The 16406-nt window shown below is 40.6% G+C and carries 11 protein-coding genes; 4 read left to right on the plus strand and 7 right to left on the minus strand.

What is annotated here, in order from left to right:
• Positions 1-3 precede the first annotated feature (3 nt).
• Positions 4-1377 (plus strand): DUF3526 domain-containing protein, encoded by a 1374-nt coding sequence (locus ACQY77_RS06405; RefSeq protein ID WP_421938811.1) that lies wholly within the window; start codon positions 4-6, stop codon positions 1375-1377.
• Positions 1378-1821: 444 nt separating this feature from the next.
• On the opposite strand, the gene ACQY77_RS06410 is transcribed toward ACQY77_RS06405, so the two are convergent.
• Together ACQY77_RS06410 and holA are read right to left on the minus strand one after the other, a co-directional pair.
• Positions 1822-2190, minus strand: a complete 369-nt coding sequence (locus ACQY77_RS06410) for a VOC family protein (protein WP_421938810.1) — start codon at positions 2188-2190, stop codon at positions 1822-1824.
• Positions 2191-2286: 96 nt separating this feature from the next.
• Positions 2287-3309, minus strand: coding sequence for a DNA polymerase III subunit delta (holA, locus tag ACQY77_RS06415; protein WP_421938809.1), 1023 nt, complete (start codon positions 3307-3309; stop codon positions 2287-2289).
• A 119-nt stretch (positions 3310-3428) separates the two neighbouring features.
• On the opposite strand from holA, the gene ACQY77_RS06420 reads away from it, so the two are divergent.
• Positions 3429-4127 (plus strand): formylglycine-generating enzyme family protein, encoded by a 699-nt coding sequence (locus tag ACQY77_RS06420; protein ID WP_421938808.1) that lies wholly within the window; start codon positions 3429-3431, stop codon positions 4125-4127.
• A gap of 31 nt (positions 4128-4158) precedes the next feature.
• Entirely contained in the window at positions 4159-4617 is a 459-nt protein-coding gene (locus ACQY77_RS06425; protein ID WP_421938807.1) for a type I restriction enzyme HsdR N-terminal domain-containing protein, read from the plus strand.
• A gap of 180 nt (positions 4618-4797) precedes the next feature.
• Here the strand turns inward: ACQY77_RS06425 and ACQY77_RS06430 are convergent, their stop codons facing one another.
• The 5 genes from ACQY77_RS06430 to ACQY77_RS06450 form a co-directional block, all read right to left on the minus strand.
• The gene (locus tag ACQY77_RS06430) at positions 4798-5991 is read right to left on the minus strand and encodes a Gfo/Idh/MocA family protein (RefSeq protein WP_421938806.1); all 1194 of its coding nucleotides are present in this window, start codon (positions 5989-5991) and stop codon (positions 4798-4800) included.
• A complete protein-coding gene (locus ACQY77_RS06435) occupies positions 5991-7358 on the minus strand; it encodes a 3-keto-disaccharide hydrolase (RefSeq protein ID WP_421938805.1) in 1368 nt (455 codons plus the stop codon). The genes ACQY77_RS06430 and ACQY77_RS06435 overlap by 1 nt, the downstream gene beginning before the upstream one ends.
• Before the next feature lie 24 nt (positions 7359-7382).
• Complete coding sequence (locus ACQY77_RS06440; RefSeq protein ID WP_421938804.1) at positions 7383-8738, minus strand: Gfo/Idh/MocA family protein; 1356 nt, start codon at positions 8736-8738, stop codon at positions 7383-7385.
• 238 nt (positions 8739-8976) lie between these two features.
• Positions 8977-11643 carry a valine--tRNA ligase gene (locus tag ACQY77_RS06445; protein ID WP_421938803.1) on the minus strand — a complete coding sequence of 889 codons (2667 nt, stop codon included), beginning with the start codon at positions 11641-11643 and terminating at the stop codon, positions 8977-8979.
• Between the two features lie 302 nt (positions 11644-11945).
• Positions 11946-13925 (minus strand): heavy metal translocating P-type ATPase, encoded by a 1980-nt coding sequence (locus ACQY77_RS06450; RefSeq protein WP_421938802.1) that lies wholly within the window; start codon positions 13923-13925, stop codon positions 11946-11948.
• A gap of 324 nt (positions 13926-14249) precedes the next feature.
• Here ACQY77_RS06450 and ACQY77_RS06455 point away from each other — a divergent pair, with 324 nt between their 5' ends.
• Positions 14250-16286 (plus strand): M13 family metallopeptidase, encoded by a 2037-nt coding sequence (locus ACQY77_RS06455; protein WP_421938801.1) that lies wholly within the window; start codon positions 14250-14252, stop codon positions 16284-16286.
• Positions 16287-16406 lie beyond the last annotated feature (120 nt).

The raw sequence follows: 16406 nt of genomic DNA on the forward strand, positions 1-16406 counted from the left end.
GAGATGAAAACAAGTACTTATAATTTAGAAATCAAACTGTTTTTAAGAAGCCGATCGGCATGGATCGGAATTGCAATATTACTTTTTACAGGTATTGCGGCATTATATTTTGGAAAATCCTTTATCGCTGATCAACAGGCCGTAATTGAAAAGGCAGCCTTACTACAACAAAAGAGCACCGATGAAAACGTAGCACATTTTGGTAAGGATATCGGCCTGTTTTTCTACCATAATAAATTTTCTACGGCTAATATACCCGGGCAATGGGCTGCCTTCGCCAACGGGCAACGGGATATTAACCCCTATCTGATTTCGGTAACGATGCTGGCCCTGGAGGGGCAACTTTACGATACTGAACTGACCAACCCTGTAAGCATGCTTTTGGGAAACATGGATGTTAGCTTTGTTTTCTTGTTTCTTTTCCCACTGGTGATTATTGCTTTTAGTTATAATCTGATATCAGAACAGCGGGAAAGTGGCATTTGGCCGCTGCTTAAATCACAGTCAGACCATCTCTTTCGGGTGATTTGGCGGAAGTTTCTAATCCGAATAGGAGCGATTTACGCTGTGGCGATCTTACTAATGGGCATATCTGTCTGGTACCTAAATCTACCCCTAGATCAAACCCTGGTGCTGGCATTTGCGTTGATTGTTCTTTATCTGGCCTTCTGGTTTGCAATATCAGTTTTCATTATCTCGTTAGGTAAGTCATCCAGTTACAATGCTTCGGCACTTGTGGCATTCTGGGTAGTACTGTGTATTATTGTTCCCGCTACCTTGAACTTATGGCTAAGCCAAAGGTTTTCAGTACCCGAGGCCTTACAAAACGTGATTAATCAAAGAGAGGGCTATCATGAGAAATGGGATATGCCTAAAGAGGTAACAATGAAACCATTTTTTGAACATTATCCAGAACTGAAAAAATATCCATTTCCGCATGATAAAACCTTTAGCTGGTTTTGGTATTATGGTATGCAGCAAATGGGCGATGACCAGGCCAAAGAGAGCAGATCGGCTATAGAAAGAAAGCTTATTGCCCGGCAACACTTTACCAACATGGCTGCTCTTTTTATTCCGACCATACAAACTCAATTGGGTATTAACGAAGTGGCTGGATCAGACCTGGATTCCCACCTGGATTTCCAACAGGCTGTACGGCAGCATCATGAACAAATCAGACTACGTTTTTACCCGAACATTTTTCTGGAAAAGCCTATCTCCTCAACAGGTGTAGAGAAAATACCGCTAAAAAGATTTGAAGCAGAAAAGCGTTACCCCTATGAAAGGCTGGTGTCTATCATTCTGGCAACCGTTATTCTGTTGGCTATATCAATCAGAAACCTATCCAATAAACGGCTGGCAAAGTGGAGCTTTTAATTGGCCATTCGTTTATTGGGCATTGGTTTGTTCAAACCAGGTTTAGCAGCCCACAGCGATACCATCAAGTCTGAACACCAGCCCCTACTCCTCCTGGTTTAGCAGGGGTAAGGGCTGGTTAATTTAAGTTTTGGCAATTGAGATTTATCATACGAAGGATTTGATATAAAACCATTTCCAATAATTTGGGGTTTTGCCTTGACAGACCGTGGTATCTAAACCCGATTTAGCGTGATGCCGATTTTCTATCGGCAGAAGCGCGAGCGGGACAGAACACCGCCTACTGGCTACTGCTGTACCTTTCCAAACTATAAAATTAGAGTTATACTAATATGGGGATACCTACTGTTTAAACAACACAATAATCCAGTTTGCCAAGGTTATACCAGCAATTATCAATTATTCCGCCAAGTAGCCCGGCAACAAGTTCATTAATGGGTATGCTTAGGAGTTTTCGACTTTGAACGTTGGATTTTCAATAAAGCCAATTACATTACCAAAGGGATCAAAAATACTTCCAACCCAAATCGGTCCACCAACATTTTTAGGCTCCTGGTGTATTTCGACCCCAAGCGTCTTGAATTTTGTAAAAGCTGCTTCAATATTCTCAACACCCCAGTAAGTAATGGAATGGTTGCCATTGCTATATCCTGAATCATCTGGATCTAAACCAAGTTCGTAGCCGCCTACATTGTATCCTACGTAAAAGGGTTCATCAAAGTAGGGTTCAATTCCAAAAACATCTTTGTACCACGCTTTAGCCGCAGCTAAATCATTTACATAATAAACGATTGTTCTTAATCCTTGTAGCATTGTTTAATTGTTTATTGTTTAACTGACTAATTGCTTAACTGTTTAATTGTTGAATTGACTAATTGTTGAATTGTAAACAGTTAAACGAAATATAAACTAATGCACCATTTTAAACACCAGTTCTTTCAAAAGTTCACCATCATCTACATTGCCGCTACTATCCAGTCCCTTGCTCTTTAAATCATATTCTCTAAGCAGGCTGATTACCTGAAAAACTTTACCTGTATTATAATTTCTGGCAGCCACTTCATAATCTTTTACAAAAAACGGGGGGATTCCAAGCGCCGAGGCGGCTTCTGCCTTATTTGGCAGGTAATGGTAGCGCAGCAATTTAGTGAAATAACCGCCCAGATTGGCTAAAACCATCACTGTTGGATTGGCTTTTGGATTGCTTGCAAAGTAGTTGATGATTCGGTTGCATTTCAAAACATCGCGAATGGCTAAAGCCTTTTGCAGCTCAAAAACATTATATTCTTTGCTGATACCGATATTCTTTTGAATATGATCAGTATTGATGGTTACTTCTTTGGGCACATTCAGCATGAGCTTTTCAGTCTCATTAGAGATTTTGGAAAGATCGGTGCCTAAATATTCAGCCATGAGTGCTGAAGCCTGTGGGTCTATTTTATATCCTTTATCTTTAACGAAATCATCAATCCAGGCCGCGATTTTATAATCGCGAATGGGATCAGACTGAAAAATTAAACCACTTTTACTGATGGCTTTGTATATTTTCTTGCGTTTATCGAAATTGGCATATTTAAAAGCCAGCACGAGAATGGTGCTTGGCAAAGGTTTTTCGAAATAATTGAGTACAAATTCTGCTTCCTTACTGCCCGCATCTTCTTTACCCCATTTTAGGTCTTGTGCCTCTTTTACAATCACCACCTGATAGTCTGACATCATCGGATAACGCTTTGCCGCGCCCAACACAGTTGACATATCAGTATCTTTACCGTAGAGCACCGTTTGATTGAATCCTTTTTCGGCATCACTTAACAGCTTATCTTCTATATAATCGGTTATTTCATCAATGTAGTAAGATTCCTCTCCATGTAAAAGGTACACGGGTTTAAATTTTCGGGCTTTAATGTCTTTGATGATTTCGGCAGCAGTCATTGCCTGTAAAATTACAATTTAGCTTTTAGGATTTAAGAAATTAGATGAATTGTTTATTCACAAATATTAACTTTGGCCTTCTGGTAATTTTTAATAATGGTAAGCCTCAAATCGATACAATGATTCAGGAAAACAACGAAATTTTGGATGTCGACTTATTAAATGCTCAATTGGTTACTATTCCAAATGGTGAAATTACCTTACGTGATGATCGGTTAAAGCACATTTGGACAGTTCAAATAAGGTCTTTTTTGCTCAGTAAGTATGCCATAACCCAGGAATTGTATGGTCAGGTGATGCAGACATCGCCAAGTACCTTTTCTGGCAGCACTCTACCTGTAGAAACTATTTCATGGAGGGATGCCATCAGTTTTTGCAATCAACTCTCCAGTATTTCAGATTTAAATCCTTGCTATATTTTTAACGTTGATACCGATGATTACCAATTCGATAACCTGGCCAATGGCTATCGCTTACCTACCGAAGCCGAATGGGAGTACGCTTGTAAAGCCGGCACTCAGGGCATTAGATATGCAGAATTAGATCATATTGCCTGGTATAAGAATAATGCCAACGGTACTACACACCCAGTGGGTTTAAAAGTTCCAAATGCCTTCGGCCTTTACGATATGCTGGGAAATGTTTGGGAATGGTGCTCGGATATTTATGATGAAACGGTATATGGCTCTTACCGTATTATTCGTGGTGGTGGCTGGTGCGATGAAGAGAGAGGCTGTATGGCTACTAATCGCCGCAGGAGTCATCCTAAATCTTTTAAAATTGATGATCTTGGCTTTAGAATAGCTAAAAACCTATAATTATTTAATTGCTAAAAATAGAAATAATAAAATGTTTACCCCCACCCCGTTAAATCTTCCGCCTTATCCTTTTAAACTTACCCAAAAAGATAATGTTTATTATATTTTCGATGAACTGAGGAAGAAACACCTGGTTTTAACACCGGAGGAATGGGTTCGTCAACATTTTATTCAAGACTTAATTGCCAGCAAGAAATTCCCCAAAACATTAATCCAGATAGAAGGTGGCCTGGTTCTAAATCAGCTTCAAAAGCGTAGCGACATACTGGTTTACAACACTATAGGCGAGAAACTGGTATTGGTGGAATGCAAGGCGCCCAAAGTAAAAATTACCCAGGCGGTTTTTGAACAGGCAGCACGATACAACTCGATTCATCAGGCGAAATGGATTGTGTTAACCAACGGTTTACAGCATGTTTACGCCAAGATGGATTTAGATAAGGGAAGCTTTACCTTCAGTCCGGAAATTCCCGAATACCTGTCTTTATAGCAAAAGTTAGGCTACATGAGGGGAAATGGTTAATAGAAGCAAAACTGTTGCCCCTTAAACCTGATTGCAGCGAACACGCAGTAAAGCGAAAAGCAGGACTACCTTTAAATGGGGCTCCTGCTTTTGCTTTTCTAATGGGTTTAATCATCGGCACACTACTACCGATTATAATTTGATATTTTACACCTCGTACCCCTTTTTCCAATATTGGTTATTCCCCGAGTAAATGGCTTCGTTGCACATGGCCACGCAAATTGCGGCCTGTGTACCGGTATTGATATTAGAGGCCGGGGTTTTGCCCGTTGTAATGGAGAGATAAAACTCTTCTAAAGCATAGTTAGTGCCATCTTTGGTGGGTTTATCCAGAATCGGAATCCCCCCGTCTTTATTGACCACTATTTTAGTTGCACCGGTTACCCCATCTACAATACCCAAATCTTTCCTGGTACTTTCTTCAGGATAGAATAATCCGGTATTGGTAAGCAGTGAAACCGAGCCCTTGGTGCCTTTAATTTTGAAAAGATAGCCATCATGTGCATTTCCGCAGGTTGCACCGAAATTACCGATCATTCCTTTCTCTTTATAGCGAAGAATGGCCTGAATGTTATCGTAGGTTTCACGCCCGTCTTTAAAAATATCAATCCCGCCACTTCCCATAATTTCATCGGGTTGTGTTTCAAATGCCCAGTTGATAAAATCTATCTGATGCGACAGCAGTTCTGCGGCTAAACCTCCTGAATACTCCTTGTACATCCGCCAGTTGATTTTTCTCTCGAGGTCGGGCGCCGGAACCGCCCTTCTCCAGGTTCCATTTCTATCCCAGCGACAATCTATTTGAGACACCTTACCTAAGTATCCACTCTGAATCATATCTTTTACCTTAAAATAGAGCGGAGAGTAACGGTACTGGTAACCCACCTGAAAAACCTGATTAGGGTATTGTTTGACCAGTTTTCTTAATTCCAGTGCCTGAGGAATATCGTAAGTCATGGTTTTTTCTACATACACATGCTTTCCTGCCAGCACAGCCTCTTTGGCAATCTTAAAGTGTTCGCTCAAGGGTGTAGCGATAAAAACCGCTGCTATGCTTTTATCATCTAAAACTTTGCGATAATCGTTTATCGCTTTGGCATTTGCCGGAACGTATTTTTCAGTTTCCTTTAATCGAAAATCGAGTACGTCACAGTACGCAGCTATCCTGTATTTAGCTGGCATAGATTTGAGCACAGAGAGCACTCCCTTTCCCCGATCTCCACAACCGATCATGGCTACAGGAATAATCTGATCGCGGTAAACATCGGCTAAAACAGCATCTCCGAATAATAGCCCCGATCCCAACAATGCTGAACTTTTAACAAATGAACGACGGTGCATTATAAAGTTTTCAATTTAATGGTTCTAAAACTAACTGCGTTACCATGATCCTGAATTAAGATATGGCCTTTGGGTGCTTCGCCAAAGTTTTTCCAGTCTTTATATTTACTGATGGCAACAATCTTTTTAAATTCTTCTGATCCCCTTACATATTCTACCACTTTAACTCCATTTAAGTAATGCTCAACTTTGTTGTTAGGGTAAACCACCACACGACCGTTGTTCCACGAGCCAATCGGGCGAAGGAATCTTGCTTCTTTTTTTGCCGTAATGAGGTCGTAAAGTGAGGCTAAGGTACGGTTTCCATCTCTTCCCAGTTTCGCATCCGGGTGAAGTACATCATCCAATACCTGATATTCTAAGCCAATTGCAGAGCCTGAATTATTTTCGCTCAGGGTTACAAAATATTTTATACCACTGTTTGCCCCTGGGGTAAGCTTAAATTCGAATGAGAGATCGAAAGCAGCATATTGTTCTTTAGTTACAATGTCGCCACCATTAGTAGACTCGGCACCGTTAGCAGGTTGTACGCTTAATACGCCATCGGCAATTTGCCAGCCCTTTGCAGGAAAAGCATTTTTATAAGCGCCTACCCAACCATTATTGCTCTTCCCATCGAACAGCAATTTGTAGCCATTAGATTTCTCATAATCTGAAAGGGTGTTGGGGGTAAGATTAACGGTATATATTCCTTTAGGGAATGCTTTAGATTTTAAACCTTCCGTTTGGATGGTAATATTTTTAAAGTAAACTTTTTTCCCATCATTTTCGAGGTTCGAACCAATTCCATGAACTTGTAAACCGATAAATCCAGATTGATCCAAAGTATCAATTACATAGGCTACAGGGCTTCCATTAACCCAGGTTTTGGTTTCATTGCCAATACACTCTATACGATAATGGTTAAATTCTTCTTTTTTGTATAATGGTTTGGCTGCTGTATTTAACTCCAAAGGATAAAGCCATAGTCTTCTCGCTTCATCGTAAATTCCGCCAGTCCAGGCTCTTGGCGTAGGGTCAATTTCCATCTGGCGGCCATACACCAAACCTCTTCCATTGTTGGCTTCAGGCTTGATGTGACTACGCGTTTGAACGCCTGTATTCGTAGTTGAACCTTCCAGTTTTACATCCAGTTCCAGTACAAAATCGCCATATTCTTTTTCGGTGATTAAGAAAGAGTTGGGTGTACCTTTTACCATGGTGCCCACAATCATTCCATCCTCTACTTTGTAAGAGGCGGCACCGGCAACAGATTTCCAGCCGGTTAGCGTTTTACCATCAAAAAGTGGTTTTGCCTTTTGAGCAGCGGCAGATAAACTAATTAAGCAGAGGGATAAAAGGGTGTATTTTTTGATATTGATTGACATTTGAATTTTGTTAACTGGTTCTAATTAATATTTAAAGATTTTGCCATTGGCCATTACTTCCTGCTTTCCTTCATCGAATACAGCTTTTGCGCCTGTGCGTACGGCTGCGTTGGTCATGATATTGGCTATAGAGTGTGAGTAACCGGCTTCTACTGGTGCGTTTGGTGTTTTTCTGCTGCGCACGCACTCCATCCAGTTACGCATGTGACCGGATGTTAATGAGTCGCCGCCCATACTGGCTCCGGTAGCGGTTTTAATTTCCGTTTTCGATAAATCAAAAGTTGGAAGCAGGTTAGCTTTCATACCCATTGCCGCAGCTTCTTTTTCTTTTAACCCGCCTTTTGGCGAAACCTTATTGGTGATGAGGTTTAGTTCACCTCCATTTGAATAGTATACCTCTCCTACATCTCCTACACTATTTTGCATGCGTGAGGTAAAAGTTACCTGGAATCCATCTTGCGAATCGGGCTGCCCGTAATCAAAAACGGCGACCATCGAATCCCAGTTTTTACGTCCATCTTTCCAGGTGTAGATGCCACCATTGGCGACCACACTGCGCGGGTATTTTAAATGGGTAAACCAGTGAACAGTATCAATCTGGTGCGACATCCATTGACCTGGCATTCCTGATGAGTAAGGCCAGAATAAGCGGTATTCTAAATATTTACGGGGGTCGAAACTATCGTTAGGGCGATTAAGTAAAAAACGTTTCCAATCAATATCTTCTTCTTTAAGTTTGGCAACCAGATCGGGCCTGCGCCACCTGCCGGGTTGGTTTACATTCCAAACCAGATCTACCGCGGTGATGGGGCCAAATTTACCGCTTTGAATAAATTCAGCAGCATTGGCATAATTCTCTCCACTCCTTCTCTGAGAGCCTATTTGCACGATCTTATTGCTCGCTTTTACAGCCTTTAAGGCTGCTTTAGCGTCGTCCATGGTTTCGGCAAAAGGTTTCTCTACATAGGCATCGCAATTGGCCTTAACGGCCTCTATGGTATGTAATGCATGCTGAAAATCGGCTGTACTGATAATCACTGCATCCAGATCCTTCATGGCATACAGCTCATCATTATTTCTACAAGCTTTGATATCATGTCCAAATTTCTCTTTCAAATGGGCAATCCCTAAATCTCTTCTGTATGTCCAAAGATCAGACAGCCCTACCATATCAAAATTGAGTTCCTTGTTGTGGTTCAGGAAACAAGGGAGTAAAGTTTCTCTGAAACGATCTGAAAAGCCGACTACGCCAACTCTTACCCGATCGTTTGCGCCCAAAATCCGGCCATAGCTTTTTGCACTCATACCCATGGTACCCGCATAGGTAGCTGCAGCAAAAATGGCAGATTGCTTAATAAATTTTCTTCTGGAATTCTCCATAGAATGATTGGTTTAAATGAGGTTAGATAATGTTTCGATTAATTATCATGATGACAGTTAATCGATTCCAAAATAGGATTTTAGTTTGAAGATTAAGAGGGGGTTGAGTAACAATTTCGTGCTTAGAAAGCATAGGCCTGCTAAGAGCATATCAGGTTTGCACCCCTGAAAGCATAACCCAAAAAAAGCCCTTTAGAAAAATTTTCTAAAGGGCTTAATATTTTAATCGAACTGGTGATTAACCTAACATGGCTAAGCTTTCTTCAATAATTTTGATTTTTGCTTCGGCATCTGCCTTTTTATTGCGTTCATTATCTACAATTTCAGGTTTGGCATTCTGCACAAAACGCTCATTATTCAACTTAGCATCAACAGATTTCAGGAAACCTTGCAGATAGACCAAATCGGCATTTAAACGTTCACGCTCTGCGTCAACATCTATGTTATCTGCTAAAGGAATGAAAAACTCATCCTTACCCGCCATAAACGCGGCTGCGCCAGCAATTTTATCATTAACCAATTCTGCTTCGCTGATATTAGCCAGTTTGAAAACAATGTTTAACCATTTTTCGTAGTCTAAATCAGAGTTTACTTTAATATTTAATGGCAATGCCTCTTTTGGAGAAATTTGCTTCTGATTACGAACATTTCTAATTTCGGCAACCACTGTTTTGATAATCTCTGCATCTTTAAGCAGGTTGGCATCAAAACTTCCGATTTTTGGATATTCTGCAACGATACAACAATCCATCTCTGTACGCTCACCAAACAATTCATCGTGCCACAACTCTTCTGTTAAGAAAGGCATATATGGATGCAGTAAGGTTAATATTTTCTGGAAATAGTTAACTGTAGCCTGGTAGCTTTCAGCATCAATTGGCTGTAGATAAACAGGCTTAACCATTTCTAAATACCAGGCACAGAAATCATCCCAAACCAGCTTATAAGTGGCCATTAAGGCTTCTGACAAGCGGTATTGTTTAAAGTTATCTTCAATTTCAACTAAAGCCTCATTGAAACGATTTTCAAACCAGGCAATCGCCTGTGTATTCGGGTTTTCTAGATTATGATCTACTTCCCAGCCTTTTACCAAACGGAAGGCATTCCAAACCTTGTTGGCAAAGTTTCGCCCTTGTTCGCAATAGCTTTCATCAAACATTAAGTCGTTACCGGCAGGTGAGCAAAGCAGCATCCCTACCCTAACACCATCCGCACCGTATTTCTCGATTAAACCAATCGGATCGGGTGAGTTACCTAATGATTTAGACATTTTTCTACCCAATTTATCGCGCACAATACCGGTAAGATAAACATTGGTGAATGGTTTTTTACCCATAAACTCATGTCCGGCCATAATCATACGGGCTACCCAGAAGAATAAAATTTCAGGAGCTGTTACCAGATCGTTGGTAGGATAATAGTAGTTGATGTCTTTATTATCAGGATTTTTGAAACCGTCGAAAACAGAAATCGGCCACAACCATGAAGAGAACCAGGTATCCATTACATCTTCATCTTGTCTTAAAAATGGTTCGAGTTGATGCTTAAACCCTGCCTTTTCTGTATCTGAACAGGTTTCATCCAAATGTTTTTTCTTCCAGAATTCTTCTAGTGCTTCTTCCTTAGTTTTCGCTACTACCCAATTTCCTTTATCATCGTACCAGGCTGGAATTCTCTGTCCCCACCATAACTGACGGCTGATGTTCCAATCGCGAACGTTCTCCATCCAGTGGCGGTAAGTATTTTCAAATTTATTCGGAATCAGGTTTACATCGCCATTTAAAACATCTGCTAATGCTGGCGCTGCCATTTCCTTCATCTTCACAAACCACTGCATAGAGAGCTTAGGCTCAATCGCAGCATCTGTCCGTTCAGAAAAGCCTACCTGAGATTTGTAATCTTCTACTTTCTCTAAATGACCTGCCTCTTCGAGCATTTTGGCGATTTTTTTACGGGCAACGAAACGATCTTCGCCTACAAGAATAACTGCCAGCTCATTCAAAGTTCCATCGTCATTTAAGATGTCTGTTACTGGCAAGTGGTGTTTTACACCTAACTCATAGTCGTTCAGGTCATGCGCCGGTGTTACCTTCAAACAACCTGTACCAAATTCCATATCTACATATTCATCCTGGATAACCGGAATTTCGTGATTTACCAAAGGCACAAAAACCTTTTTACCTTTGAGGTGTGTAAAACGCTCATCGTTAGGATTGATACAGATGGCTGCATCGGCCATAATCGTTTCCGGACGTGTGGTTGCAATGGTTATAAACTGATCTTCAGTGCCTGAGATCAGGTATTTGATGTAATAAAGTTTCTGGTTTACTTCTTTACGGATTACTTCTTCATCCGAAACAGCAGTTTTTCCAGCCGGATCCCAGTTTACCATTCGGATGCCACGATAAATCCATCCCTTTTTATACAAATGGATAAAAGAATCGATAACGGCCTCAGAAAGATCTTCTTCCATGGTGAAACGGGTACGGTCCCAATCGCAGCTTGCCCCCAATTTCTTCAATTGCTCAAGGATGATCCCGCCATACTTTTCTTTCCATTCCCAGGCATATTTCAAAAATTCTTCTCTTGAAAGATCTTTTTTGTTTATGCCTTGCTCTTTCAGCATCGCTACCACCTTAGCTTCTGTAGCAATAGAAGCATGATCGGTACCCGGTACCCAGCAAGCATTTTTGCCCTGCATCCGCGCTTTACGGATCAATACATCCTGAATGGTATTATTAAGCATATGCCCCATGTGCAGCACTCCTGTAACATTTGGTGGAGGAATGACGATAGTATAAGGCTCGCGCTCATCAGGTTCTGAATGAAAAAACTTCTTTGATAGCCAGTAGCTATACCATTTATCTTCTGTTTCTGCAGGATTGTACTTGGTGGATATACTCATGAAAAATTATTCAATATCAATTTGAGTGGCAAAAATACGTTTTTAAGGGCAAAATTTAAAGTGAAACTGTGTAGCGGAATTATTCAATAATTAATGATTGAATGACAAAATGAGAGAAGGAGTGGATGAGTGAATGAAAGAATGAGTGAATGATACTATCGCCAATCACATTCTATCATTCAAAATTCAATCATTCAATAATTAATGAGAGAAGGAGTGAATGAAAGAATGAGTGAATGATACTATCGCCAATCACATTCAATCATTCAAAATTCAATCATTCAATAATTAATGATAGACACCTAAAACTTCATCTTCTGAATCCTGACCGCATTTAATATGGCTAAAAGGGCAACACCAACATCTGCGAAAACTGCTTCCCACATGGTGGCAAGCCCTCCGGCACCTAAAATTAAAACCAATGCTTTAACAGCAAAAGCCAGTACAATATTCTGAATCACTACCTGCTTTGTGGCTTTACCAATTTTAATGGCTGTCGCAATTTTAGAAGGCTGGTCCGTTTGAATAACCACATCGGCAGTTTCGATGGCCGCATCACTTCCCATTGCCCCCATTGCAATGCCGATATCGCTAATGGCCAATACTGGTGTGTCATTTATACCATCGCCAACAAAGGCTACAACTTTTGACTGATCTTTCTTTATCGCTTCAAGTTTGGCCACTTTATCTTCCGGAAGCAAATCGCCATAATAAGTATCAATTCCCAGTTGCTGAGCTACTTTTTTAACAATAGAGGTCTTATCTCCACTGAGCATAACCACTTGTGTTACACCATTTTCATGAAGCGCTTTAATGGCCTGTGCGGAATCTTCTTTAACTTCATCTGCTATCAGCACATAACCTGCATATTGCTGATTTACAGCAACAACCACAATGCTTTCCGCTATGTCTTTCAAGCTTAGGTCGAACCCGATGTTAAATTTCTCCAAAAGCCTGATATTTCCGGCCAATACTTCCTTATGGTTTACAGCGCCTTTCAAGCCCATGCCAGCAACTTCGCTTATATTTTCGGCGGGCTGAATAGTTGTTTGATTTGCATACTCCACAATTGCTCTGGCAATAGGATGGGTTGATTTGTGTTCAAGGGCGACTAAATAATTTAAAAAATCCTTCTCATCAATACTACTGACTATCTTTTGAACTTTAAAAACGCCTTTGGTTAAGGTCCCCGTTTTATCCATTACAACGGTATTCAGTTTGGTTATCAGGTCTAAAAAATTAGAGCCTTTAAATAAAATACCATTGGCAGATGCAGCTCCGATTCCGCCAAAATATCCCAGGGGGATAGAAATAACCAATGCACAAGGGCAAGAAATAACCAAAAAAACCAGCGCCCGGTATAACCAGGTTTGAAAATCATAGCTCTCTCTTAAAATGAGGAATGGAATAATGATCAACGCCAGGGCCAAAAAGAATACAAGAGGCGTGTATACCTTAGCAAATTTCCGGATAAAGAGCTCTGTTTTAGCCTTTCGGGCAGTTGCATTTTGAACCATTTCCAAAATCCTGGAAAGGGCGCTGTCTGCAAACAATTTATTCACCTTTATTTCAATTACCTGATCGAGATTAAGCATTCCGGCCAATACAGCAGCTCCCTTTTTAATTGTTTTAGGCCTACTTTCACCAGTTAAAGCAGCGGTATTAAAGCTCCCCTTTTCAGATAACATTTCGCCATCTAAAGGCACCTTCTCACCTACTTTCACCTGAATCATTTCTCCGATCTCCACTTGCTCAGGATTTAAAGGTTCGTACTTTCCATTCCGAAATACATGCGCGATATCCGTTCTAACATCGAGCAGGGCCTTAATATTTCGTTTTGCCCTATTTACCGCGGCCATTTGAAATAATTCTCCGATGGTGTAAAACAGCATCACCGTTACCCCTTCAGGATACTCCCCTATGCAGAATGCCCCAATTGTAGCGATGGACATTAAAGAAAATTCAGTAAAAAAATCTCGTGCTTTAAATGTTTCCCAAACTTCCCGCAGCACCGGAATACCTACAGGAAGATAGGCTACTATATACCAATAAGGTCTAATCACCTGAAAAGCGGGTACTTTGAACCAATTATCGAAACCGATTCCCAATAACAGCATTACTAATGTAACCAATGCTGGTATATAGGCACTGAAAACCCCGGGATCTCCTCCATGATCATGGTCATGATCGCCATCATCATCATGACTGTGCACATGGGATTTGTGATTGGCTTGTACTTTACTGCTGCAGCAACTATCTTCGGAATGGTGGGAATGACTCATACTGTTTCTATTCAAAATATCGCCTCTTAACCTGATTATTAGGCATTTTATCAAAAATAAAGAAAATAAAATGCTTTATCCCGAATCATTCTTAATACTAAAAATTTTTACAGCAACACAATAAATTTTGTTAAAAAATGTTAATAGTGTATAAGATTTGAAAAATAATGAAATCGATCAAGACCCTATTTTCACCCGCTGAGTTCATCCGAAGGATCGGCCTCGCTAAAATCTATTATTGGTTCTACAAGTAATATTTCTAATATATTACCCAACTATTAACGAGTATTTCATAAATTTCGCTAAAACTAACTTATTAAGCGAATGAAATACCCAAATTTGAAAAGATATTTTGCTGCACTTGGCATTGTTGCAGCTGGCTTTTCTGCGAATGCGCAAGCACCCAAAAAATTTATCGACCCTGCTAACATGGATTTATCTGTTAAGCCCGGAGATGATTTTTATCAATATGCAAGTGGAAACTGGATCAAGAACAATCCTGTTCCGGCTAAAGAAACCCGCTGGGGAAGTTTCAACGAACTTCGTGATTTTAATATTAACGCGGTAAAAACACTCGTAGAAGATGCAGCAGCAGATAAATCGGCCCCTGCCGGATCAGTAAAGCGAAGAGTAGGTGATTTTTACACCGCCGCTATGGATAGCGCAACCATCGAAAAGTTAGGTTACACCCCTATTAAAGCTGATTTAGAGAAGATTAAACAAATTAAAGATCTTCAAGGTGTTTTAGATGAGGTGGCTCATTTGAGAACCAATGGTATCGCGAGCGCTATGTTTGGTGTCAGCGTAGGCCAGGATCGTAAAAATGTAACCAAATATATGGTTAATCTGAGCCAGGGCGGAACAACATTACCCGACCGTGATTATTATTTAAAAGATGACGACCGCAGCAAGAAGATCAGAGAAGCCTATAACACCTATATGGTAACGCTCTTTACGCTTACCGGGAATACAACAGAAGTAGCAAAACAAAAGGCTGCAGCCATCTTAAAGATCGAAACTGCCTTAGCCGAAGCACAAATGTCGCGCGTTGAAATGCGTAACCCACAGGCTACCTACAATAAATTTACGGTTGCAGACTTTAACAAATCTACTCCTAACATCAACTGGAGCGGATATTTACCTAAATTCAAAATTAACGGTCAAGATACCGTATTGGTTTCTTCACCTAAGTTTTTCACAAGCTTAGATGGTTTACTTAAATCAGTTTCTGTAAACGATTGGAAAACCTATCTGGAATGGAATGTTTTAAAAGGCTCTGCTTCTAGTTTAAGTTCTCCATTTGTAAAAGCGAGTTTCGCTTTTACGCAAGCACAAACTGGTCAAAAAGTACAAACACCACGTTGGCAACGCATGTCGCAATTAACTGATGGAACTATTGGCGAATTACTTGGGCAGTTATATGTAGCTAAATATTTCAAACCTGAAGCTATGGCACGTATGAATGAGCTTATTGCGAACCTTCGTAAAGCATTCGAAATCAGAATTAATGGCCTGGAGTGGATGAGTGCAGAAACCAAGCAAAAAGCGTTGGCCAAACTTCATGCCTTTACACCAAAAGTAGGCTATCCGGCAAAATGGAAAACTTACGATGGTTTAGTAATTAATAAAGGAACTTATTTCCAAAATCTTCGCAATGCTGGCGTTTGGGGATACAATGAAATGATAGATCAGCTTGGTAAACCATTGGATCGTACGCGTTTTGGCATGACTCCGCCTACAGTAAATGCGTACTACAGTCCAACACTTAACGAGATCGTTTTCCCGGCAGGTATATTACAATTCCCGTTCTTTGATCCGAATGCTGATGATGCTGTAAATTATGGCGGTATTGGTGCAGTAATTGGCCACGAAATGAGCCATGGTTTCGATGACAGTGGAAGCCAGTATGATGCTGCCGGAAACTTAAAAAACTGGTGGACCGCAGAAGACCGCAAAAAGTTTGAAGAAAAAACAAAAGCACTAGGTGAGCAGTTCGATGCTTATACGGTTGTTGACACCATTCATGTTATTGGTAAATTAACCATGGGTGAAAACATTGGTGATTTAGGCGGCTTAAATGCAGCATATACAGCTTTTAAAATGACTAAACAAGGACAGGGCAATGAGAAAATCGATGGTTTTACACCTGATCAAAGGTTCTTCTTAGCCTGGGCGCAGGTATGGAGAGGTAACATCCTTCCAGAAACTGCCGCACAGTTAATTAAAACAGATCCACACTCACCTGGGCCATACCGTACCATTGGTGCACCAGTGAACATGGATGCATGGTACCAGGCTTTTGATGTTAAACCTGGCGATAAACTGTACAAAAAACCAGAAGACAGGATCAGAATGTGGTAACACAAATTTCAAGATAATCATCCGAAGAGGAAAATCACTCCAGTACCTAAACGCCCCGAAAATTTCGGGGCGTTTTGTATTTAACAACCGTCATTGGTTTGAAATTAATTGGATTCCACT

Origin of the sequence: Pedobacter sp. (assembly GCF_965279535.1) — a bacterium.
Classification (GTDB): Bacteria; Bacteroidota; Bacteroidia; order Sphingobacteriales; family Sphingobacteriaceae; genus Pedobacter.